Origin of the sequence: Paraburkholderia sp. HC6.4b, assembly GCF_014200875.1 — a bacterium.
Classification (GTDB): domain Bacteria; phylum Pseudomonadota; class Gammaproteobacteria; order Burkholderiales; family Burkholderiaceae; genus Paraburkholderia; species Paraburkholderia tuberum.
In genome coordinates this window covers 48540-70576 of record NZ_JACHDC010000010.1, presented here as the reverse complement: position 1 = coordinate 70576, position 22037 = coordinate 48540, and the positions used below count along the sequence as shown (strand labels likewise).

19 protein-coding genes are annotated in these 22037 nt (G+C 63.5%); 1 reads left to right on the top strand and 18 read right to left on the bottom strand.

Translation table 11 applies throughout. The features are described from left to right. Positions 1-26: 26 nt before the first annotated feature. Entirely contained in the window at positions 27-950 is a 924-nt protein-coding gene (locus HDG34_RS16695; RefSeq protein WP_090801305.1) for a histone deacetylase family protein, read from the bottom strand. Between the two features lie 334 nt (positions 951-1284). On the opposite strand from HDG34_RS16695, the gene mltB reads away from it, so the two are divergent. Next, positions 1285-2463: a lytic murein transglycosylase B gene (gene mltB / locus HDG34_RS16690; protein ID WP_184061350.1), complete on the top strand. Its 1179-nt coding sequence runs from the start codon at positions 1285-1287 to the stop codon at positions 2461-2463. Between the two features lie 113 nt (positions 2464-2576). Here the strand turns inward: mltB and cysM are convergent, their stop codons facing one another. From cysM to gyrA, 17 genes are all read right to left on the bottom strand, one after another. Continuing rightward, positions 2577-3479 carry a cysteine synthase CysM gene (cysM, locus tag HDG34_RS16685; protein ID WP_184061349.1) on the bottom strand — a complete coding sequence of 301 codons (903 nt, stop codon included), beginning with the start codon at positions 3477-3479 and terminating at the stop codon, positions 2577-2579. 237 nt (positions 3480-3716) lie between these two features. Beyond that, on the bottom strand, positions 3717-4091 hold the full coding sequence (locus HDG34_RS16680; protein WP_090805416.1) for a helix-hairpin-helix domain-containing protein: 375 nt from the start codon (positions 4089-4091) through the stop codon (positions 3717-3719). 78 nt (positions 4092-4169) lie between these two features. Continuing rightward, on the bottom strand, positions 4170-5162 hold the full coding sequence (gene rfaD, locus HDG34_RS16675; protein ID WP_184061348.1) for an ADP-glyceromanno-heptose 6-epimerase: 993 nt from the start codon (positions 5160-5162) through the stop codon (positions 4170-4172). Positions 5163-5247: 85 nt separating this feature from the next. Continuing rightward, positions 5248-6255, bottom strand: coding sequence for a D-glycero-beta-D-manno-heptose-7-phosphate kinase (gene rfaE1 / locus HDG34_RS16670; RefSeq protein ID WP_311734769.1), 1008 nt, complete (start codon positions 6253-6255; stop codon positions 5248-5250). Continuing rightward, a complete protein-coding gene (locus tag HDG34_RS16665) occupies positions 6221-7624 on the bottom strand; it encodes a UDP-glucose/GDP-mannose dehydrogenase family protein (protein WP_090801314.1) in 1404 nt (467 codons plus the stop codon). Before HDG34_RS16665 ends, rfaE1 begins: the two co-directional genes overlap by 35 nt. A 126-nt stretch (positions 7625-7750) precedes the next feature. Then, entirely contained in the window at positions 7751-8926 is a 1176-nt protein-coding gene (gene lapB, locus HDG34_RS16660; RefSeq protein WP_184061347.1) for a lipopolysaccharide assembly protein LapB, read from the bottom strand. Between the two features lie 69 nt (positions 8927-8995). Beyond that, positions 8996-9289, bottom strand: a complete 294-nt coding sequence (locus HDG34_RS16655) for a lipopolysaccharide assembly LapA domain-containing protein (RefSeq protein WP_184027701.1) — start codon at positions 9287-9289, stop codon at positions 8996-8998. 298 nt (positions 9290-9587) lie between these two features. Continuing rightward, positions 9588-9911 (bottom strand): integration host factor subunit beta, encoded by a 324-nt coding sequence (locus HDG34_RS16650; RefSeq protein WP_006050255.1) that lies wholly within the window; start codon positions 9909-9911, stop codon positions 9588-9590. Between the two features lie 21 nt (positions 9912-9932). Continuing rightward, entirely contained in the window at positions 9933-11666 is a 1734-nt protein-coding gene (gene rpsA, locus HDG34_RS16645; protein WP_008921410.1) for a 30S ribosomal protein S1, read from the bottom strand. Between the two features lie 164 nt (positions 11667-11830). Continuing rightward, entirely contained in the window at positions 11831-12517 is a 687-nt protein-coding gene (cmk, locus tag HDG34_RS16640; RefSeq protein ID WP_184061346.1) for a (d)CMP kinase, read from the bottom strand. A 47-nt stretch (positions 12518-12564) separates the two neighbouring features. After that, a complete protein-coding gene (gene aroA / locus HDG34_RS16635) occupies positions 12565-13869 on the bottom strand; it encodes a 3-phosphoshikimate 1-carboxyvinyltransferase (RefSeq protein WP_184061345.1) in 1305 nt (434 codons plus the stop codon). Between the two features lie 18 nt (positions 13870-13887). After that, positions 13888-14829 (bottom strand): prephenate dehydrogenase, encoded by a 942-nt coding sequence (locus HDG34_RS16630; protein ID WP_184061485.1) that lies wholly within the window; start codon positions 14827-14829, stop codon positions 13888-13890. Positions 14830-14890: 61 nt separating this feature from the next. After that, on the bottom strand, positions 14891-16012 hold the full coding sequence (gene hisC, locus HDG34_RS16625) for a histidinol-phosphate transaminase (RefSeq protein WP_184061344.1): 1122 nt from the start codon (positions 16010-16012) through the stop codon (positions 14891-14893). An 81-nt stretch (positions 16013-16093) separates the two neighbouring features. After that, positions 16094-17173, bottom strand: coding sequence for a prephenate dehydratase (pheA, locus tag HDG34_RS16620; RefSeq protein WP_018421374.1), 1080 nt, complete (start codon positions 17171-17173; stop codon positions 16094-16096). Between the two features lie 63 nt (positions 17174-17236). Next, positions 17237-18319, bottom strand: a complete 1083-nt coding sequence (gene serC / locus HDG34_RS16615) for a 3-phosphoserine/phosphohydroxythreonine transaminase (protein WP_184027687.1) — start codon at positions 18317-18319, stop codon at positions 17237-17239. 206 nt (positions 18320-18525) lie between these two features. Further along, positions 18526-19131: a DUF2059 domain-containing protein gene (locus HDG34_RS16610; protein ID WP_184027684.1), complete on the bottom strand. Its 606-nt coding sequence runs from the start codon at positions 19129-19131 to the stop codon at positions 18526-18528. Positions 19132-19255: 124 nt separating this feature from the next. Then, the gene (gene gyrA / locus HDG34_RS16605; protein ID WP_184061343.1) at positions 19256-21886 is read right to left on the bottom strand and encodes a DNA gyrase subunit A; all 2631 of its coding nucleotides are present in this window, start codon (positions 21884-21886) and stop codon (positions 19256-19258) included. Positions 21887-22037 lie beyond the last annotated feature (151 nt).

Below are 22037 nucleotides of genomic sequence, written 5' to 3'. Positions count from 1 at the left end.
CTGTCGCCGCGTGCAGTCGGGCAACCTCAGATCTCCGCCAGCGACCGCACGTGCGCGACCACGCTGCGCCCGAGCGCCGACAGGTTGTAGCCGCCCTCGAGACAACTGACGATGCGCCCACGCGCATAACGCCGCGCGATCTCGCGCATCTGGTCGGTGATCCACGCGTAATCGTCTTCGACGAGGCCCATGTTGCCGAGGTCGTCCTCGCGATGCGCGTCGAAGCCGGCCGAGATGAACAGCATCTCCGGCCTGAATTCGTGCAGGCGCGGCAACCACAGCATATCGACCGCTTCGCGCACGGCCATGCCGTTCGAACGCGCCGGCATCGGCACGTTGCACATGTTGGACGCCTGGTTGTCGGCGCCCGTGAACGGATAGAACGGGTGCTGGAAGATACTGCACATCAGCACGCGCGGGTCGCCCGAGAACGCGGCCTCGGTGCCGTTGCCGTGATGCACGTCGAAGTCGATGATGGCGACGCGCGCGAGACCATGCACGTCGAGCGCGTGGCGCGCGGCGATCGCGATGTTGTTGAAAAAGCAGAAGCCCATCGCACGCGCCGGCTCCGCGTGATGGCCCGGCGGCCGCACGCTGCAGAACGCGTTGTCGTAGCGGCCTTCGATCACCGCGTCGGTGGCGGCGACCGCCGCGCCCGCCGCGCGCAACGCGGCCTGCCACGTGTGCGGATTCATCGTCGTGTCGGGATCGATCTCGGCGACGCCCTCGACGGGCGAGCGACCGCGGATGTAGTCGACATGCGCCTGCGTGTGCACTCGCAGCAGCGCGGCCTCGTCGACGAGCGGCGGCGATTCGCGCTCGATCAGCGCGTCGATGCGGCTTGCGATCAGTTGATCCTCGATCGCCTGCAGGCGCGCGGGACACTCGGGGTGCCACTGCCCCATGTCGTGCAGCAGACAGTCGGGGTGGGAATAGAAGCCTGTTGCCATAGTTCGTGTTGTGCGTCTCTTCTACGGCGCGACGCATGAACTGCGCGCGCGGCGTGTCTCCGTCGAGCGGCGCGCGCCCCCGCGCGCCTCCATTCGTCAAGTTACCACACGACGCCGCTGTCGCCGATTCAGCACGGTTTTGCGGAAGTCGTCGGATATACTTCCCCGACCCGTTATTCGCCGTTTCGTTCCTGCAGCTTTCCGACTGCTTCCAGCCTTTCACGCATCGCGCTCACTGCTCACCATGACCGTCAAGCTTGCTCTGTCCGCAGGATCCCCACGCAACCGTCTTCGCCTCGGCACCCACGCCGCCTCACTGATCGTCGCATCGTGCATGTTCATCGCAGCAAGTCCCGCGAGCGCGCAAAGCGCCACAAGGAAAGCACCGGTGCAACTCGCGCAGAGCCAGCCGCAGCAGCCGGTACCGCAAGGACAGACGTTCGAGGAAGAGATCATTCCGCAGCGCTATGCGCACAACGCGAACGTCGATGCGTTCATCAACGAGATGGTCGCACGCTACGATTTCGACGAAGCGTCGCTGCACGCGCTGTTCACCGGCGTCAGCTACTCGGCGACCGCAGTGAAGCTGGTCACCCCGTCACCGACGCCGTCGGTCAAGAACTGGCGCTCGTATCAGGCGCGCTTCCTCGACCCGGTGCGCGTCAATGCCGGCGTGCAGTTCTGGCGCGAGAACCGGGCCACGCTGCAGCGCGCGTATCAGGAGTTCGGCGTGCCGCCGGAGATGATCGTCGGCATCATCGGCGTCGAGACGATCTACGGTCGCTACATGGGTAATTTCCGCGTGCTCGATGCGCTGACCACGCTGAGCTTCGATTATCCGAACACCGCGAATCGCGCGGACCGCCAGGCGACCTTCCGCAAGAATCTCGAAGACTACCTGGTGTGGACGCGCGACGCGCAGATCGACCCGAACACGGTGCTCGGCTCGTACACCGGCGCGATCGGCATTCCGCAGTTCCTGCCGAGCAGCATCGTCCAATACGCGGTGGACTACGAAGGCAACAAGCGCATCGATCTGCGCACGAGCGATGCGGATGCGATCGGCAGCGTCGCGAATTATCTGCGCCAGAACGGCTGGGAAAGCGGCCGGCCGGTGGTATGGCGAATCGGCTCGGACGCGGGCAGCCTCGGTGTCGCCCAGGCCGCGGCCAATGGGCAGCCGGAGCCGCACTGGCCGCTCGACCAGTTGCTGCGTGCCGGCCTCGTGCTGAACGAGCCGAACGTCGACATTGCTTCCGAAGCGGGCACCCCGGTCACGGTGGTCGATCTGCCGACACCGGGACGCGGCACCGAGTTCGTGCTCGGCCTGAAGAATTTCTACGTGCTCACGCGCTACAACCGCAGCTTCTTCTATGCGCTCGCGGTGTATCAGCTGGGTCAGAAGGTCAAGGCGCAGATGCAAGCGATCGACGCGGCGAATGCCGCAAAAGCGGCCAACAACGGCAGCGCGTCGCAAGGCCAGGCGGATCAGTCGAACTCAGATTCGCAGTGAGTCGCGGCGCGAGTCGCCGTGCGCGCCTCGCGTTGAAAGACGCAAAAAAAAGCGCCGGCTCGACCGGCGCTTTTCATTCGCTCGTGTGCCCGCGAAGGCGCCCGGCGAACCGCTTACGCGGGAAATACCCCCGTGGACAGATAACGGTCGCCGCGATCGCAGACGATGAACACGATCGTCGCGTTCTCGACCTGACGCGCGATGCGCAGCGCGACTTCGCACGCGCCACCCGACGAAATGCCCGCGAAGATGCCTTCGACCGACGCCAGGCGGCGCGCCATCGCCTCGGCCGCGGATTGGCTGACGTTCTCCACGCGGTCGACGCGGCTGCGGTCGAAGATTTTCGGCAGATACGCTTCCGGCCATTTGCGAATACCCGGAATACGCGAGCCCTCTTCCGGCTGCGCGCCGATGATTTCGATCTGCTGGTTCTGCGTTTTCAGATACGTCGACACGCCCATGATCGTGCCGGTCGTGCCCATCGACGACACGAAGTGCGTGATGCGCCCTTCCGTGTCGCGCCAGATTTCCGGGCCCGTGCCTTCGATGTGCGAGGCCGGATTGTCCGGGTTCGCGAACTGATCGAGGATGATGCCCTTGCCTTCGCGCTGCATCTGCTCGGCGAGATCGCGCGCGTACTCCATGCCGCCTTTGACAGGCGTCAGGATGATTTCCGCGCCGTAAGCGGCCATGCTCTGGCGGCGCTCGACCGACAGATCTTCCGGCATGACCAGTACCATCTTGTAGCCGCGGACTGCGGCGGCCATCGCGAGCGCAATGCCGGTGTTGCCGCTCGTCGATTCGATCAGCGTGTCGCCCGGCTTGATGCGTCCGCGCGCTTCGGCCTTCTTGATCATGGACAACGCCGGCCGGTCTTTCACCGACCCCGCAGGATTGTTGCCCTCAAGCTTCGCGAGGATCACATTGTTGCGGCTACGGATCTCGTCGTCGGGAAGCCGGACGAGTTGTACGAGCGGCGTATTGCCGATCGTGTCTTCAATCGTTTGGTATGCCATATGGGGTCTAGCGATCGATGCGCGAAAGAGTGTCTTCAATCCATCGATTCTAAACCACGATCTCCGGCCGCTGCCCTGCAGCCCTTCTGCCCGCATGGATGCATGGTGTTGCCACGCAAAAGCCCGCGGCTGCGAGCCGCGGGAACACGTGTGTACCAATCGATGCAATGGAACGTTCGCGAACCCTGCGCGCCGCAAGCCGCTCGTCAGCATGGCACGCGCAAGGCTCGCGACCGCTTACTTCTTCACCGCCACTGCGGCGGCGCCCTTCTGCGTGGCGGCGGACGCGGCCGTAGCGGCCGGCTCCTTGCCCGCCGCAGCTGCCGCAACCTGCGTGCTAGCAGCCGCACCAGCCGGTCCGACAGCGAGACCCTCCGCCTGCAGGCGCTCGATGGTGTGCCCGCCCATGCCCTTGACGCGCTTGCCGAAATCCGCCGCGTCCTTGAACGGGCCGTGCGCATTACGTTCCTCGACAATCGCTTTGGCTTTTGCCGGACCGATGCCCTTGATGCCGCGCAGCGCGTCTTCGTTAGCCGTGTTGACGTCGACCGCCGCATATGCGTGGCCGAAAGCGGCGAGCATCGCCGCGGTAACCAGTACTTTTCGAAACATATTGGAATCTCCCTGTTGCCACTGGCCGGCGACCATCACCGGCCAGGAGATTCCAGTTTAAAGAGGATGACGTACGAATCACACCTGGCCGAACAGCCAACGCACGTAACGATCGACACCTTCCTGCACGCTCAGAAACGGCGCGTCGTAGCCGGCCGTGCGCAGTTTCGACTGATCGGCCTGCGTGAAGCACTGATACTTGCCGCGCAGCGCGTCGGGGAACGGAATGTATTCGATCAGCCCGCGTTGCACCTGATCCGCGAGCGACAGCGCCGGCTCGTTGTTCAGCGCGCGCAGCGTGTTGACCACGGTGCTCGCGATATCGTTGAACGGCTGCGCGCGGCCGGTGCCGAGATTGAAAATGCCTGACTTCTCCGGATGATCGAAGAAGAACAGGTTGACCTTGACGACGTCTTCGACCGAGATGAAATCGCGCGTCTGCTCGCCGGCCGCATAGCCGTTGTACTCGCCGAACAGCTTGACCTTGCCCTCGGCGCGGAACTGGTTGAAGTTGTGAAACGCGACCGACGCCATGCGCGCCTTGTGCGTTTCGCGCGGACCGTAGACGTTGAAATAACGGAAGCCCACGATCTGGCTCTTCGCGGTGGGCAGCACGCGGCGAATCACCTGATCGAACAGGAACTTCGAATAGCCGTACACGTTCAGCGGCTGCTCGACCTCGCGCTCCTCGACGAAGCGGCTCGAGCCGCCATACGTCGCCGCCGACGACGCGTACAGGAACTGGACGTTCTGCGCGAGGCAGATGTCCAGCACGTCGCGGCTATAGCGGTAGTTGTTGTCCATCATGTAGCGGCCGTCGGTTTCCATCGTGTCCGAGCAGGCGCCTTCGTGGAGTATCGCGCGCACCTTGCCGAAGTCGCCGCGCCTGAAGCGCTCGACGAATTCGGTTTTGTCGAGATAGTCGTCGATTTCGCAGTCGACCAGATTCCTGAACTTGTCCGCACGCGTGAGGTTATCGACGGCGATGATGCGCTGTTCGCCGCGCTCGTTGAGCGCCTTCACGAGATTGCTGCCGATAAAACCGGCCGCGCCGGTGACGATGACGGTCATGGTGATCCTGCGGTAGTGAGCTTCGTTCAGTCAACGCCGCGCGGGGTCCGCTGGTCCGTCGGACGACGGCGCCCCGCGGGCTGCATCAGGAAAAGAGTTCGTCGTAGTCGACGGTGGCGGTGCCCAGTTTGCCGACCACGATGCCGGCCGCGCGATTCGCGAGTCCAACCGCGTCAACAAGCGAAAGACCCGCGCCGAGCATCGCGGCGAGTGTCGCGATCACGGTGTCCCCCGCGCCCGAAACATCATACACTTCGCGCGCAACGGCCGACGCGTGCAGGATGCCATCGTCGGAGAACAGCGTCATGCCCTCCTCCGAGCGCGTCAGCAGCAGCGCCTCGAACTGGAGCTCGGCGCGCAGCTTCGTGACGCGCGCGATCAGATCTTCCTCGGACTTCCACTGTCCGACGACCTCGCGCAATTCCGCGCGATTCGGCGTGATCAGCGTCGCGCCGCGATAGCGCTCCCAGTCGTCGCCCTTCGGATCGACGAGCACCGGTTTGCCGGCCGCGTGCGCCTTCGCGATCATTTGCGTGACGTGCGTGAGGCCGCCCTTCGCGTAGTCGGACATCAGGATCACGTCGTACGATGGCAGCAGCTCGTCGAAACGCGCGAGGCCCGCGAGCAGCACCTCGTGTGCCGGCGAGTTTTCGAAATCGACGCGCAGCAACTGTTGCTGACGCGACAGCACGCGCAGCTTGATCGTCGTCAGCAAGGCCGGATCGCGTTCCAGATGCGGCGTGACGCCGCTTTCGCCGAGCAGCTGCACGATACGCTCGCCGGGCTCGTCATGACCGACCACGCACAAAAGACCCGCCTGCGCGCTGAGCGCGACCGCGTTGCGTGCGACGTTCGCCGCGCCGCCCAGCCGATCTTCCTGGCGCTGCACGTGCACGACCGGCACGGGCGCCTCCGGAGAAATGCGGTTGACGTCGCCGAACCAGTATCGGTCGAGCATCACGTCGCCGACCACCAGCACGCGCGCCGCGTTGAGCTGCGCGCGCGGCACGACCGTGAGCTTCTGCGCCGTCGTGGACGCGGGCGCCGCGGGCATCGCCTCAGGCATCGACCGGAAGTTCAGAGGGTTGGGCATAGGGGCGTCCAATGGCGTGGTAGTCAATACCGAGCTCGGTCATCGCGTCCGGTTCGTACAGGTTGCGGCCGTCGAAAATCAGCGGTGTCTTCAGCACCGATTTCAGATGCACGAAATCAGGACTCTTGAACTCCTTCCATTCGGTCACGATCACGAGCGCGTCGGCGCCGATCAGCGTTTCGTCCTGAGTGCTCGTGAACGTGAGACGCGCCAGTTGCTCCGGCGCAGCGTGCAGATCCATCGCGAATACGCGACGCGCCTCGGTCACGGCGACCGGATCGTACGCACGCACGTTCGCGCCGCGCGCAAGCAACTCGCCGATCACGCGACGGCTCGGCGCCTCGCGCATGTCGTCGGTATTCGGCTTGAACGCGAGACCCCACACCGCGAACGCGCGGCCGCTCAAATCCTCGCCGAGCTTCGCGGTGATCTTGTTCACGAGCACGTCCTTCTGCTGGTAGTTCACTTCCTCGACCGCCTCGAGAATCCGCAGGTTGTGGCCGCTCTCGCTCGCGGTGCGAATCAACGCCTGCACGTCCTTCGGGAAGCACGAGCCGCCATAGCCGCAGCCCGCATACAGGAAGTGATAGCCGATGCGCGGATCGGAACCGATGCCGCGGCGCACCGCTTCGATGTCGGCGCCGACCTTGTCCGCGAGATTCGACATCTCGTTCATGAACGAGATGCGCGTCGCGAGCATCGCGTTGGCCGCGTACTTGGTGAACTCGGCCGAGCGAACGTCCATGTACAGCGTGCGTTCGTGATTGCGGTTGAACGGCGCGTACAGACGCTTCATCATTTCGCGCGCCCGCACGCCCGGTTCGTCTTCGTCGATACCGATCACGATACGGTCGGGGCGCATGAAGTCGTCGACGGCCGCACCTTCCTTCAGGAACTCCGGATTCGACACGACCGAGAAGCGATGCTGCGCGCTGCCGGCGAGCCCGCGTTTCGCGAGCTCTTCATTGATCACCGCGCGCACGCGCTGCGCGGTGCCGACCGGCACCGTCGATTTGTCGACGATCACCTTGAAACCATTCATCGTGCGGCCGATGTTGCGCGCGGCCTCGAGCACATATTGCAGATCGGCGGAGCCGTCTTCGTCGGGCGGCGTGCCGACCGCGATGAACTGCACGTCGCCGTGCGCGACGCTCGCGGCGACATCGGTCGAGAACGTGATGCGGCCAGCCGCGCGCGTGCGGGCGATCATCTCCTGCAAGCCCGGTTCGTGAATCGGCACGCCGCCTTTGTTGAGGATGTCGATCTTGCGCTGATCGACGTCGAGACAGAAGACGTCATTGCCGATTTCGGCGAGACACGCGCCGGTGACAAGGCCCACATAGCCGGTGCCGATAATGGTGATTTTCATACGCTTTCCGGTGGAAGGTTCCGGTAATGAATGCCGCTCATGAGGCCGGCGATAAACTCGTTGCGAAATTCGCGGAGCGGTTGCGTCGCAATGAACGCCGACGCGGCCAAAGCCGCGCGTGCGGCGTCAACTCGGCGCGGTAATCGGCTCGACGCGGCGCGGTGCATAGGTTTCCCAACCGCTGCATCCGGGGCACTGCCAGTAGAAAAGCCGCGCCCGGAAACCACAATTCTGGCACGTATAGCGTGGCAGATTCTTGGTGCGCTGGCGGATCAGTGTGTGCATCAGTTCGAGCTCGCTGCGCCGCGGCTCTTCGGCGACGGCCTGCTGCGCTTCGAGCAGACGCGTCATGCCGGCCAGATTCGGCGACTTCTGCATCTGCGTGCGCGCGAGCGCATGCGCGGCATCGGCGCCGCGCAGCAACGCGACGTGCTGATACGCGACGTCGAGCAGATCGTTGCTCGGATGATGGTCGACCCACGTGGTCAGCAGATCGGCGCCCTCCTGCGCGCGGCCGAGCGCTTCATACGCCTTCATGATTTTCTCGGCGACGAGCGGCAGATACGCGGGGTTCTGCTCCTCGACGCCGCGCCATTGACCGATCGCCGCTTCGGACGCGCCGCCGGCCGCGTCGACGTCGCCGAACAGGATCGTCGCCCGCACGTTGGTCGGGTTCGCCTTCAGCGCGAGACCGAGCTGATGACGCGCTTCGTCCGGTTTCTTCTGCTGCAGCGCTTCCTGAGCAAGTTCGCAATGGAACTGCGCGATTTCCTTGTCGAGCGACGGTGCGCCCATCGTTTCGAGATGTCGCGCGGTATCGATCGACTTGACCCAGTCCTTCTCGATCTCGTAGATCGTCAACAGCGCGCGTTGAGCACCGAGTGCGTAATCGCCCGCCTGCAGCGAGCGGAAGGTTTCCTCGGCACGGTCGAGCAGACCCGCTTTCAGGAAGTCCTGGCCGAGTTCGTACAGCGCGTGATCGCGCTCACTGACAGGCAGGTCCGCGCGGCTCAGCAGATTTTGATGCACGCGGATCGCTCGATCCGTTTCGCCGCGCCGGCGGAACAGATTGCCGAGCGCGAAATGCAATTCGACCGTTTCAGGATCGAGCTTGACGACCTCGATGAATGCGTCGATCGCCTGGTCGGGCTGCTCGTTGAGCAGGAAGTTCAGGCCGCGAAAATAGGACCGCGGCAGGTTCGCGCTTTCGGACAGCAGCGTCTTGAGGTCGTAGCGCGCCGCCATCCAGCCGAACGCGAATGCGACGGGTATGACCAGCAGCCACCAGAAGTCTAGATCCATGCGATTAATGCAAATGTGCGGGAAAGCGAAAACGAAAAGCCGCGCTCAGAGCGCGCGGCGCAACGGAGTTCAGATCAGCGGCGGCATCGGCGGCTGCTCGACGACGGCTGGAGTTTCGCGCGCCACGCGCAACTCGCGCCTGAGCCGGCCATTCTCCATGCGCAGACGTACGACGGCCGGCACCGCCGACACGAGCCCCGCGAGCAAGCCGATCACGAAAAACGCGAGACCGATCAGAATCAGAGGCGCCGACCAGACGTAGCCGGCGAGGAAATTCAGCGTAGCGGGTTGCGTGTTGGAGAGCGCCAGCACCAGCAGCAGCACGAACACCAGCACACGGATCAGCCAGACGATAAATTTCATGAATAGATCTCTTGACGGCAGTTGCGGGGTGACGCCGGCTCGATGACGCGTCGCGCCAAGGTGTTGCCCGCGCCGAAGTGACCCGTATTGTAATGGATGACCTCGGGGCCGGACAGCAAGTGGCGGGATGGCGCACTGACGGGTGATTCGCGAAATGCAAAGGCCGCACCGGGAAGCGCCCTCTTCTCAAACGATGGACGAAAAAAAAGCGCCCGAAGGCGCTTTTCCTGGTCTTTTGCCGACTGGCTTTGGCCGCTGACGCTAGCTATGCCACGCTGCAAGACGCACAGCGGAGTCATTAAAGGTCGTCATCCGGCTCTTCGGCCTTCAGCGGCTCGCCCGCGCGACGATCCACCCGCTCGCGCAATTCCTTGCCTGGCTTGAAGTGCGGTACGTACTTCTCAGGTACCAGCACCTTCTCGCCCGACTTCGGATTGCGTCCAACGCGGGAGGGACGGCGGTTGAGCCCGAAACTGCCGAAGCCTCGAATTTCGATGCGATGACCTTTGGCAAGTGCCTCCGACATCGCATCGAGCATCGTCTTCACCGCGAAATCCGCATCCTTGAGAACAAGTTGCGGAAACCGCGTAGCCAGCTGGGCGACCAATTCCGATTTGGTCATACTGCAGCAGACCTCTCAGGCTTACTGGTTCTGGCCGTCGAGCTTGGCCTTCAGCAGCGCGCCGAGGTTCGTCGTGCCGGTAGCGGCTGCGCTCGAATCCGAAGCAGCGAGACCGCGGATGGCTTCCTGCTGCTCAGCCGAATCCTTCGCCTTGATCGACAGGTTGATGCCACGCGACTTGCGATCGATGTTGATGATCATCGCGTTGACCTTGTCGCCTTCCTTCAGCACGTTGCGAGCGTCTTCCACGCGGTCCTGGGCGATTTCCGAAGCACGCAGGTAGCCTTCGACTTCACCCGACAGCTGGACCACAGCACCCTTCGCGTCCACCGACTTGACAGTACCGTCGACGACCGAACCCTTGTCGTTCATTGCAACGTAGTTGCTGAACGGGTCGCCTTCGAGCTGCTTGATACCCAGCGAAATACGTTCCTTCTCGACGTCGATGCCGAGAACGATCGCTTCCACTTCGTCGCCCTTCTTGTACTTGCGAACGGCTTCCTCGCCGGTTTCGCTCCACGACAGATCCGACAGGTGAACCAGACCGTCGATGCCGCCCGGCAGACCGATGAACACGCCGAAGTCGGTGATCGACTTGATGGCGCCGCTGATCTTGTCGCCCTTCTTGAAGTTGCGGCTGAAGTCGTCCCACGGGTTCGGCTTGCACTGCTTCATGCCGAGGCTGATACGACGGCGGTCTTCGTCGATTTCGAGAACCATGACTTCGACTTCGTCGCCCAATTGGACAACCTTCGACGGAGCAACGTTCTTGTTGGTCCAGTCCATTTCCGACACGTGGACGAGGCCTTCGATGCCCGATTCCACTTCGACGAATGCGCCGTAGTCGGTGATGTTGGTGACCTTACCGAACAGACGCGTGCCCGACGGGTAACGGCGCGAGATGCCTTCCCACGGATCGTCGCCCAGTTGCTTGATACCGAGCGAAACGCGGTTCTTTTCCTGGTCGAACTTGAGGATCTTCGCGGTGACTTCCTGGCCAACCGACAGAACTTCGCTCGGGTGACGCACACGACGCCATGCGATGTCCGTGATGTGCAGCAGGCCGTCGATACCGCCGAGGTCCACGAACGCGCCGTAGTCGGTGATGTTCTTGACCACGCCTTCGACGATCGCGCCTTCCTTCAGCGTTTCGAGCAGCTTCGCGCGCTCTTCGCCTTGCGTTGCCTCGATGACAGCGCGGCGCGACAGCACGACGTTGTTGCGCTTGCGGTCGAGCTTGATGACGCGGAATTCGAGCGTCTTGCCTTCGTACGGGGTGGTGTCCTTGACCGGACGCGTATCAACCAGCGAACCCGGCAGGAACGCGCGGATGCCGTTGACCATCACGGTCATACCACCCTTGACCTTGCCCGTGATCGTGCCGGTTACGAGTTCGTTGTTGTCCAGCGCCTTTTCCAGCGACAGCCACGAAGCCAGACGCTTCGCCTTGTCACGCGACAGGATGGTGTCGCCATAGCCGTTTTCCAGCGCGTCGATCGCGACGGAAACGAAGTCGCCCGCCTGCACTTCTACCTCGCCCGCGTCGTTCAGGAACTCTTCGAGCGGGATGTAGGCTTCGGACTTCAGACCAGCGTTCACGACCACGAAGTTGTGGTCGACACGCACGACTTCCGCGGAGATCACTTCGCCAGCGCGCATGTCCTGCTTGGTCAGCGACTCTTCGAACAGAGCCGCAAAAGATTCGGTATTCGGGGTAGAGGTTTGCAGGTCGGACATAAAAATCAGAGTTTGCATGGTCTTCGCAACGCCTGGCTCACCGGACTGGTCAGCAACTGCGGCAAATACGCGAACGCCACGCGGGGTTAAAGGGTTAAAAAAACAACGCTTCGCGACCATCGCGAAGCACCTACCAACAACAGGACTGCCGCTGTCTGGTCACTACCGCATGACCGTTTCAGTTACGCATGCGGGACCAGCGCTTCATACCATTGCACCACCTGCTCGACCGCCTGGTCGACCGACAATGCGGAGGTATCAAGCAGTTTTGCATCCGCCGCGGGCTTGAGCGGCGCGGCCGCGCGCTGACTGTCACGCTCGTCGCGCTCACGCAAATCCCGGAGCAAGTCATCTATATTAGCAGAAAATCCTTTTTGGATCAATTGCTTATGCCGGCGCGTCGCGCGGGCCTCGACGCTCGCCGTCATGAACACCTTCAGCACGGCATCCTGAAAGATCACGGTGCCCATGTCGCGCCCGTCGGCGACGAGCCCCGGCTCCTTGCGAAACGCCCGCTGACGCGCCACCAGCGCGGTTCGCACCGGCCCGTGAACGGCGATCGCCGAGGCGCGGCTGCCCACTTCCTCCGCACGAATTTCGGTCGATACATCGACGCCGTCGAGCTGCGCGAGCCCCTCGCGAAACGTGATATGGAGGTCGTCGATCAGTTTGACAAGTGCGTCGACGTCGTCCGCCGCGATGCCGTAGCGCAGGCTCGCGAGTGCCGCGAGCCGGTAGAGCGCGCCGCTGTCGAGCAGGTGAAAGCCGAGGTTGGCGGCCACCATCGTGGCCACAGTGCCTTTGCCGGAGGCGCTGGGGCCGTCGATTGTAATGACGGGCGTCTGGTGAAAGGGACGGATCGGTTTCATCTAAAAATGTCGCACATCGGGCGATTCGCACGCGAATCTGGATTGCATCAGGCTTGCGCGAGCGCCGTGAAGCGCTCGAAATAATCCGGGAACGTCTTGCCGACGCACCTCGGGTCGTTGATGCGGATCGGCACACCGCCCAAGCTCACGAGCGAGAAGCACATCGCCATACGGTGGTCGTCGTAGGTGTCGATCGCGGCATTCGGGATGAGCTTTTCGGGCGGCGTGACGACGAGGAAATCCTCGCCCTCCTGCACCTTCGCGCCGACCTTGCGCAGCTCGGTCGCCATCGCGGCGATGCGGTCGGTTTCCTTGACGCGCCAGCTTGCGATGTTGCGCAGCGTGGTCGTGCCGTCCGCGAACAGCGCGGCGACCGCGATCGTCATCGCCGCGTCGGGGATCAGGTTGAAGTCCATGTCGATCGGATCGAGCTTGCCATGGTCGTTGCCGACGCCGCGCACTTCGATCCAGTCCTCGCCCATCTGCAGGTTCGCGCCCATCCTGATCAGCGCATCGGCAAAGCCGACGTCGCCCTGGATGCTCGCGCGGCCCACACCTTCCACTCTCAGCGGGCCGCCGCCGAGCGCTCCCGCGGCGAGGAAATACGACGCCGACGACGCATCCCCTTCCACCATGATCGCGCCTGGCGACTGATAACGCTGCCCGGCCGGCACCACGAACTGGTGCCAGCCGTGACGCTCGACGTCGATGCCGAAGCGCGCCATCAGCTTGATCGTGATCTCGATGTACGGCTTCGAGATCAGCTCGCCGTCGACCTGCACGGTGGTGACGCCGCTCGCGGTGCGCAAGAGCGGCAGCGTCATCAGCAGCGAGGTCAGAAACTGGCTCGACACGTCGCCGCGCACGCGGATCGGCGCGTCGGCCGTGATCTGGGCGGGACGGATGCGTAGCGGCGGATAGCCTTCGTTCTGTTCGTAGTCGATCTTCGCGCCGATCTGGCGCAGGCCGTCGACGAGATCGCCGATCGGCCGCTCGTGCATGCGCGGCACGCCGTGGATCCGGTAGTCGCCGCCGTTCACGGAGAGGGCCGCGGTCAGCGGACGCACCGCCGTACCCGCGTTGCCGAGGAACAGGTCGGCCGTTCGCGCGGTGAACGCGCCGCGCGTGCCGGTCACGACGCAGGTGTCACCGTCGCGCTTCAGACGTACGCCAAGCTTTTCGAGCGCAGCGAGCATCACGCGGGTGTCATCGGAATCGAGCAGGTTCGTGATCGTCGTCTCGCCTTCGGCGAGCGCGGCGAGCAGCAGCACGCGGTTCGAGATGCTCTTCGAGCCGGGCAGACGAATCGTGCCGGACGCACGGGAAAAAGGTCCGAGATCGAGGAATTCCATGATGTGTCCAGTTTCCGGTTATTTGGACGCGTCGCTGGCGGCCACGCCAGCCGCGCGCTGCTCCTGCCACTGACTGCGCGCGACGCGCGAGCGCGCGAACACCGCTTCGAGCGCGGCGCCGTCGCCGGCCTCGATCGCCGTGCGCAGGCGCGCGAGCACCGCGGTATACGCGTCGAGTTCGTCGAGCAGCGCCGCGCGATTAGCGACGCAGACGTCGCGCCACATCTCCGGACTCGACGCGGCGATGCGCGTGAAGTCGCGGAATCCGCCCGCCGCGAACGAAAACTTCAAAGCGGCGTCGGGCGAACTGAGGATCTGTTCGACGAGCGCGAACGACAGCACGTGCGGTAGATGACTGACCGACGCGAACACGCGGTCGTGCTGCTGCGGCGTCATGTCTCGCACCAAGGCGCCGGTGGCGCGCCACATCGCCGCGACGCGCTCGACCGCTTCCGGCGCGTTCTCCGGCAGCGGGCACAGCACGACGTTGCGGTTCACGTACAGATCGGGCAACGCGGCGTCGACGCCGCTCGACTCGCGGCCGGCGATCGGATGGCCCGGCACGAACTGGCCGATCCGTGCACCGAGCGCCGCGCGCGCGGCGGCGACCACGTCGGACTTGGTGCTGCCCGCATCGGTGACGATCGTGTTGGCGTCGAGATGCAGCGCGATGCGTTCGAGCAGCGGCTGTGTCTGCGCGACCGGCGCCGCGAGCAGCACGAAGTCCGCGCCCGCTAGCGCGTCGCGCAGCGCGGCGTCGTCGATGAGCGCCGCGGTGCCGTCGATCACCCCGAGCGCCAAGGCGCGCTCGCTCGACGCGGACGTCCGTCCCACCCCAACCACCGTGCGTGCCCCGCCGGCCTCGCCGCGTTCACGCAACGCGCGCGCGAGCGATCCGCCGATCAGGCCGACACCGAAAATCACCAGCTTGTTAAAAGAAAACGCGGCCACGTCGCTCACACAATACGGACAATAAGCGCGCCGCTCCTGCCGGCCGACGCGCGGGATCAAGGAGCAATGCTTACGCAGCGGCAGGCTCGGCAAGCGTCTTTTCGAGCGCCGCGAGGAACGCTCCGTTTTCCTCCGGCAGGCCGATCGTGATGCGTAGCCATTGCGGCAAACCGTAGTTGCCGACCGGTCGCACGATCACAGCCTGTTTCAGCAGCGCGAGATTCACCCGGGCGCCGGCTTCGTCGTCACCGCCGACGCGCACGAGCACGAAGTTACCTTCGGATGGCACGTATTCGAGACCGAGCTTGTCGAACGCCTCGGTCAGAAGCTTATAGCCCTGCGCGTTCAGCGCCGCGCTCTTTTCCAGAAATGCGCTGTCGTTCAGTGCCACAATCGCCGCGGCCTGCGCGAGCGTATTGACGTTAAACGGCTGACGCAGTCGATTCAGCAGATCGGTCAAGCCGGGCTGCGCGATCGCGAAGCCGATACGCAGGCCCGCCAGGCCGAACGCCTTCGAGAAAGTACGCGACACCAGCAGGTTCGGATAGCGGCGCACCCAGTCGATCGAGTTATAGCGCTTGTCCGCCGACAGATACTCGGTGTACGCCTCGTCGAGCACGACGACCACATGGCGCGGCACTTTGCCGAGAAACGCCTCGAGCGTCGGACCGTCGACGAACGTACCGGTCGGATTGTTCGGATTGGCGACGAACACGAGACGCGTGTCGTCGTCGATCGCGGCAAGCATCGCGTCGAGGTCGTGACCATAGTGCACGGCCGGCACGACGATCGCGCGCGCGCCGACGCCTTGCGTTGCGAGCGCATAGACCGCGAACGAATACTCCGAGAACACTACCGCCTGGCCCTTCTCGACGAACGCGTGCGCGGCGAGTTCGAGGATGTCATTGCTGCCGTTGCCGAGCGTGATCCACTCGGCCGGCACGCCGTAGCGCGCGGCGAGCGCCGCCTTCAGTTCGAAACCGTTCGAGTCCGGATAGCGGCCGAGGTCGGCGATCGCCTGCGCCATCGCGCGCTGCGCGGATTCCGGCATGCCGAGCGGATTCTCGTTCGATGCCAGCTTCACGATGCTCGCCTCGTCGAGACCAAACTCGCGGGCCACTTCCGAAATCGGCTTGCCGGCGATGTACGGCGCGATCGCACGCACATAGGAAGGGCCGAAAGACGCTGTCATGAAAATCTCCGAACGACGATGGATAGTGAAATATGCGTTCGGGCAGTGCACTTGGCGCCACCCGGACTGCGCTGCCAGCCCTTACCGGGCGCGCGGATACGAGCCGAGTATTTTCAGGAACGCGGCCTTCTCGCCGAGCCCGGCGAGCGCGGCGGCCACGGCCGGGTCGTCGCGATGGCCTTCGACATCGATATAGAAGTAGTACTCCCACGTGCCGACGCGCGCCGGGCGCGATTCGAAACGCGTCATCGACACGCCGTGGCGCGCCAGCGGCTCGAGCAGCTTGACCATCGCACCCGGTTCGTTCACGACCGACACAATCAGCGAGGTCTGGTCGTAGCCGCTCGGACCGGTCGGCTGCTTGCCGATCATCACGAAGCGTGTGCGGTTGTGCGGATCGTCCTGGATCAGCGCGTTGGTGACCTGCAGGCCGTAGTGGATCGCGGCGCGGTCGCCGGCGATGGCCGCGACGGTCGGATCTTCGGCTGCCATCCGTGCAGCTTCCGCGTTGCTCGACACCGCCTGGCGCTCGAGATGCGGCGCGTTGGTCGACAGCCAGCGCTGGCACTGCGCGAGCGCCTGGGCGTGCGCGCACACGCGCGTGACGCCGGCGAGCCCGTTTTGCGTGAGCAGGTTGTGATGAATCGGCAATGCGAGTTCGCCGCCGATGGTCAGCTGCGTTTGCAGCAGCAGATCCAGCGTGCGCGACACCGCGCCTTCGGTCGAATTCTCGACCGGCACGACGCCGTAGTCGGCGGCGCCCGCCTCGACCGACCGGAACACTTCATCGATCGACGGGCACGGCAGCCCTTCGATCGACTGACCGAAGTACTCATGCATCGCCTGTTCGCTATAGGTGCCGACGGGCCCGAGGTACGCGGCCTTGATGGTCTTTTCGAGCGCGCGGCTTGCGGCCATGATCTCGCGCCAGATCGCGCTGATGTGTTCGTCCGCAAGCGGCCCCGCGCTCATCTCCTGCAGGCGCGCGATCACCTGCATCTCGCGCTCGGGTCGGAACACCGGTGCGTTGAAATGCTTCTTGACCTCCCCGACTTCGAGCGCGACCGACGCGCGCTGGTTCAGGAGCGCGATCAACTGCGCGTCGAGCGCGTCGATGCGATCGCGCAGAGGTTTGAGTCGTGTATTGAGTTCGTCGTCCATGCGTAAAACGGCTTTGCCGGGTAAATGCTGGAAAAGATGCGCACGCCTGCCGGTCAGTGTGACTCAGGCACTGCGCTGTTCGAATTCCTTCATGTATTCGACAAGCGCTTTGACGCCTTCGAGCGGGACGGCGTTATAAATCGACGCCCGCATGCCGCCGACGGACTTGTGGCCCTTTAGCTGTACCAATCCCCGCGCTTTCGCGCCGGACAGGAAATCTTCGTTGCGCGACTCGTCGACGAGAAAGAACGGTACGTTCATCCGGGAGCGCGAGCCACGCTCGACCTTGTTCAGATAGAAGCTGCTCGAGTCGATCGTGTCGTACAGCAGCTTCGATTTTTCGAGGTTGCGTGCCTCCATCGCCAGGAGGCCGCCCTGCTTCTTCAACCACTTGAACACGAGCCCGGCGATATAGATCGCGTAGGTGGGCGGAGTGTTGTACATCGAATTGTTCTCGGCGACGGTCTTCCATTCGAACGCCGACGGGCAGATCGGCATCGCGCGATCGAGCATGTCCTCACGCACGATCACGACCGTCACGCCGGCCATGCCGATGTTCTTCTGCGCACCGCCGAATAGCACGCCGTATTTGGCGATGTCCATCGGGCGCGACAGGATATGCGACGACGCGTCCGCGACGAGCGGAGTATCGCCGAGGTCGGGAATCTCGAAGGTTTCGACGCCGTGAATGGTCTCGTTGGTGCACAAGTGCACGTAAGCCGGATCGTCCGACAGTTGCCATTCCGAGCGCGCCGGCGCGCGGGTGAAGCCCTCGGCTGTCTTGCCGGTCGCGGCGAGATGCACGCTGCCGTATTTCTGCGCTTCCTTGAACGATTTCTCCGACCACGAGCCGGTGATGACGAAATCCGCGCGCGGTTTCGAGCCGAGCAGGTTCATCGGCACGATCGCGTTTTCGCCGAGTCCGCCGCCCTGCAGAAACAGGATGCGGTGGCTTGCCGGCACCTGCAGCAACTCGCGCAGATCGGTCAGCGCTTCCTCGTGGATCAACATGAATTCCTTGCCGCGATGGCTCATTTCCATCACGCTCATACCACTGCCTTGCCAATTCAGCATCTCGTCGGCTGCCTGGCGCAGCACTTCTTCGGGCATGGCCGCCGGGCCGGCGGAGAAATTAAAGACGCGCATGTGAGGTCCTGGAAGCGGGCGCGAAATAACGAAGTCGCGCGGGAATCGGCGAAAAGAACTGCGAAATGGCTCGCCGAAAAAGAAAATGGCCGTCTGCGCCAGTGCGCAAACGACCATTATCGCATTGTCGCCGCCAACCCGCCACGCCGGGTGGCCCAGCGGGCGCGACGACAGGCTGGCTGATCAGCGCAGCCTGCGAGCGGAATTTACTTGGCAGCCGGCTTGACCGATGCCACTTCCTTGTCGGCCTGGTCACGCGTTGCCTTGATCGATTCCGGCATGTACTTCTGCATCAGACCGTTCACGACGTCGCGGCCAACCTGGTCTTGCACCTGGATGAACTTGCGACCGGTCGGGCTCTTGTAGAACGTGGTCAGATCCTTGATTTCCGACGTGCTGTAGTACTTCGCGTACGCGTCGTACTGAGATTGCATCGCGTCCTGACGGAAAGAGTCGGTCGCGAACACCTGGCCCGCGCTGTCCACCAGCTTCGGCACCGCGTTCTTTTGCAGCGTCGGCACGGCGGCTTGCTTCTGCTTGTCCGTCATCGTCTTGTTCTCGGTCAGCGCGTCCGACAGGATTGCCGGAACGAGCTGCTTGGCCTGCATCTGCGCGCTGTTGCCGATTGCGCCAACCAGCTTCTGCGCATCGATGGCGTCGAGCAGCTCCTTGATGGCAGCTTGCTTGGCCGGATCAACCGGTGCTGCTGCGGCAGCCGGAGCCGCAGGCGCCTGGTTCTGCAGCGCTTGAGCCATGGCGAAGGTCGGCACGATGGCAGCCAGCAACATCAGTTGTTTGAATCGTTTTTGCATCACTACTCCCTAAGAGAAATTAACTTGAACTGCACGCCACACGGGAAAGCGTACCGGCCCGATACGCGGTGACCCGCAGCGTAGCTTCAACGTATTAACTGAGACTGAAAGCCGCTGGCACGGATCAAGCCGCGCCGCCGCCCTCACCGCCGTTATCACCTTCAGCGGAGCCGTCGGAATCGCTTTCCGACTCGCCCTCGGCCTCCGCTACCTGTTGCAGACCGGACAGCTTGGTCCCTTCGTCAAGGCTGATGAGTGTAACACCTTGCGTTGCGCGTCCCATTTCGCGAATTTCCGACACGCGCGTGCGAATCAGCACGCCCGTCGTGGTAATCAGCATGATCTGCGCTTCCGGGTCCACCAGCGTCGCGGCAACGACCTTGCCGTTACGCTCCGACGTCTGGATTGCGATCATGCCCTTCGTGCCGCGGCCGTGACGCGTGTACTCGGTGATTGGGGTGCGCTTGCCGTAGCCGTTCTCGGTTGCGGTGAGCACCGACTGCTGCTCGTCGTCGGCCACCAGCAACGCGATCACGTTCTGGCCGTCCTCGAGTTGCATGCCGCGCACGCCGCGCGCCTCGCGGCCCATCGGACGTACGTCGTTTTCGTCGAAACGCACTGCCTTGCCCGAATCCGAGAACAGCATCACGTCGTGCTGGCCGTCGGTGATCGCGGCGCCGATCAGGTAATCGCCCTCATCGAGACCGACCGCAATAATACCCTTGCGCAACGGCCGGCTAAATGCTTCCAGCGGCGTCTTTTTTACCGTTCCCAACGCGGTCGCCATGAACACGAACTTGTCGGCCGAGAACTCCTTGACCGGCAGCACGACCGTGATCTTTTCGCCTTCTTGCAGCGGGAACATATTGACGATCGGCCGGCCGCGCGAATTGCGCGAACCCTGCGGCACTTCGTAGACCTTGACCCAGTACACACGGCCGCGGTTCGAGAAGCACAGGATGTGGTCGTGCGTATTGGCAATGAACAGCGTGTCGATCCAGTCGTCTTCCTTCATGGAAGTGGCCTGCTTGCCACGACCACCGCGCTTCTGGGCTCGATATTCGGACAACGGTTGCGATTTCACGTAGCCCGCGTGCGACATCGTCACGACCATTTCCTGCGGCGTGATCAGGTCTTCGGTGTTCAGCTCGGTCGCGTTCAACTCGATCTTCGAGCGACGCGCATCGCCGAATTCGGCCTTGATGGACGCGAGTTCGTCGACGATGATCGCCGAAATGCGTTCCGGGCGAGCCAGAATGTCCAGCAGGTCAGCGATCTGCGCCATCACGTCGCGGTATTCGCCGATGATCTTGTCTTGCTCGAGGCCGGTCAGTCGCTGCAGGCGCATCTGCAGGATTTCCTGCGCCTGCGTATCGGACAGACGGTAAAGGCCGTCGGCCTGCATGCCGAACGACGGGTTCAGTCCCTCCGGACGATAAGCTTCGCGACCGCCCGCCGACGCGTTTTCCGACTCGGCGCGTGACAGCATTTCGCGCACGAGCGACGAATCCCACGCGCGCGACATCAGCTCCTGCTTGGCGATCGGCGGTGTCGGCGCGGCCTTGATGAGCGCGATGAATTCGTCGATGTTCGCGAGCGCAACCGCGAGACCTTCGAGCACGTGACCACGTTCGCGAGCCTTGCGCAGTTCGTAGACGGTGCGCCGCGTCAGCACTTCCCGGCGATGCGACAGGAAGCACGTCAGCATTTCCTTCAGATTCAGGAGCTTCGGCTGGCCGTCGACGAGCGCGACCATGTTCATACCGAACGTGTCCTGAAGCTGGGTCGCCTTGTACAGATTGTTCAGCACGACCTCGGGCACTTCGCCGCGCTTCAGCTCGATCACGACGCGCATGCCGCTCTTGTCGGATTCGTCGCGGATGTCGGAAATGCCTTCGAGCTTCTTCTCGTTGACGAGCTCGGCGATGCGCTCGAGCAGCGAGCGCTTGTTCACCTGATAGGGCAGCTCGTCGACAATGATCGCCATGCGCTGGCCACGGTCGATTTCCTCGAAGTGCGTCAGCGCGCGCATCACGACGCGGCCGCGGCCGGTGCGATAGCCGTCGCGCACGCCGGCCACGCCGTAGATGATGCCGGCGGTCGGGAAGTCGGGCGCGGGGACGATCTCGATCAGCTCGTCGATCGTCGCTTCCGGGTTCTTCAGCAGATGCTGACACGCGTCGACGACTTCATTGAGGTTGTGCGGCGGGATATTGGTCGCCATGCCGACCGCGATGCCGGACGAGCCATTGATCAGCAGATTAGGGATGCGCGCGGGCAGGATGGCCGGCTCGTTCTCGCTGCCGTCGTAGTTCGGCGCGAAGTCGACCGTTTCCTTGTCGATGTCGGCCAGCAGTTCGTGGCCGATCTTCGCCATGCGGATTTCGGTGTAACGCATCGCCGCGGCATTGTCGCCGTCGACGGAACCGAAGTTCCCCTGGCCGTCGACGAGCATGTAGCGCAGCGAGAAGTCCTGCGCCATCCGTACGATCGTGTCGTAGACAGCGGTGTCGCCGTGCGGATGGTATTTACCGATGACGTCGCCGACGATACGCGCCGACTTCTTGTAGGCGCGGTTCCAGTCGTTGTTCAGCTCGTGCATCGCGAACAGCACGCGCCGGTGCACCGGCTTCAGGCCATCGCGGACATCGGGAAGCGCTCGCCCTACGATCACGCTCATCGCGTAATCGAGATACGAACGGCGCATTTCCTCCTCAAGGGAGATTGGCAGAGTCTCTTTGGCGAATTGATCCATTATCCGTATCTTTTACGTGCGAAGGCGGGGTTTCGCCGCTTCTTCGCGTAAGCATTGCAGGCGCAACGCATCACGCGATTCTAACATGCCACGAATCCACGCCCGACGAAGGTACGTATACATATTAGAGGGGCACCCGCCAACACCTCGC

Excerpts from the sequence above, each read along its gene's own strand:
- serC (WP_184027687.1), bottom strand. The coding sequence starts at position 18,319 with ATGCGCGTCTTTAATTTCTCCGCCGGCCCGGCGGCCATGCCCGAAGAA.
- lapB (WP_184061347.1), bottom strand. The coding sequence starts at position 8,926 with ATGGATCTAGACTTCTGGTGGCTGCTGGTCATACCCGTCGCATTCGCG.
- rfaD (WP_184061348.1), bottom strand. The coding sequence starts at position 5,162 with ATGACCGTCATCGTCACCGGCGCGGCCGGTTTTATCGGCAGCAATCTC.
- cysM (WP_184061349.1), bottom strand. The coding sequence starts at position 3,479 with ATGGCATACCAAACGATTGAAGACACGATCGGCAATACGCCGCTCGTA.
- rfaE1 (WP_311734769.1), bottom strand. The coding sequence starts at position 6,255 with ATGCCCAACCCTCTGAACTTCCGGTCGATGCCTGAGGCGATGCCCGCG.
- pheA (WP_018421374.1), bottom strand. The coding sequence starts at position 17,173 with ATGGACGACGAACTCAATACACGACTCAAACCTCTGCGCGATCGCATC.
- mltB (WP_184061350.1), top strand. The coding sequence starts at position 1,285 with ATGTTCATCGCAGCAAGTCCCGCGAGCGCGCAAAGCGCCACAAGGAAA.
- HDG34_RS16655 (WP_184027701.1), bottom strand. The coding sequence starts at position 9,289 with ATGAAATTTATCGTCTGGCTGATCCGTGTGCTGGTGTTCGTGCTGCTG.
- HDG34_RS16610 (WP_184027684.1), bottom strand. The coding sequence starts at position 19,131 with ATGCAAAAACGATTCAAACAACTGATGTTGCTGGCTGCCATCGTGCCG.
- gyrA (WP_184061343.1), bottom strand. The coding sequence starts at position 21,886 with ATGGATCAATTCGCCAAAGAGACTCTGCCAATCTCCCTTGAGGAGGAA.
- HDG34_RS16695 (WP_090801305.1), bottom strand. The coding sequence starts at position 950 with ATGGCAACAGGCTTCTATTCCCACCCCGACTGTCTGCTGCACGACATG.
- aroA (WP_184061345.1), bottom strand. The coding sequence starts at position 13,869 with ATGGAATTCCTCGATCTCGGACCTTTTTCCCGTGCGTCCGGCACGATT.
- HDG34_RS16650 (WP_006050255.1), bottom strand. The coding sequence starts at position 9,911 with ATGACCAAATCGGAATTGGTCGCCCAGCTGGCTACGCGGTTTCCGCAA.
- rpsA (WP_008921410.1), bottom strand. The coding sequence starts at position 11,666 with ATGCAAACTCTGATTTTTATGTCCGACCTGCAAACCTCTACCCCGAAT.
- HDG34_RS16680 (WP_090805416.1), bottom strand. The coding sequence starts at position 4,091 with ATGTTTCGAAAAGTACTGGTTACCGCGGCGATGCTCGCCGCTTTCGGC.
- cmk (WP_184061346.1), bottom strand. The coding sequence starts at position 12,517 with ATGAAACCGATCCGTCCCTTTCACCAGACGCCCGTCATTACAATCGAC.
- HDG34_RS16665 (WP_090801314.1), bottom strand. The coding sequence starts at position 7,624 with ATGAAAATCACCATTATCGGCACCGGCTATGTGGGCCTTGTCACCGGC.
- hisC (WP_184061344.1), bottom strand. The coding sequence starts at position 16,012 with ATGACAGCGTCTTTCGGCCCTTCCTATGTGCGTGCGATCGCGCCGTAC.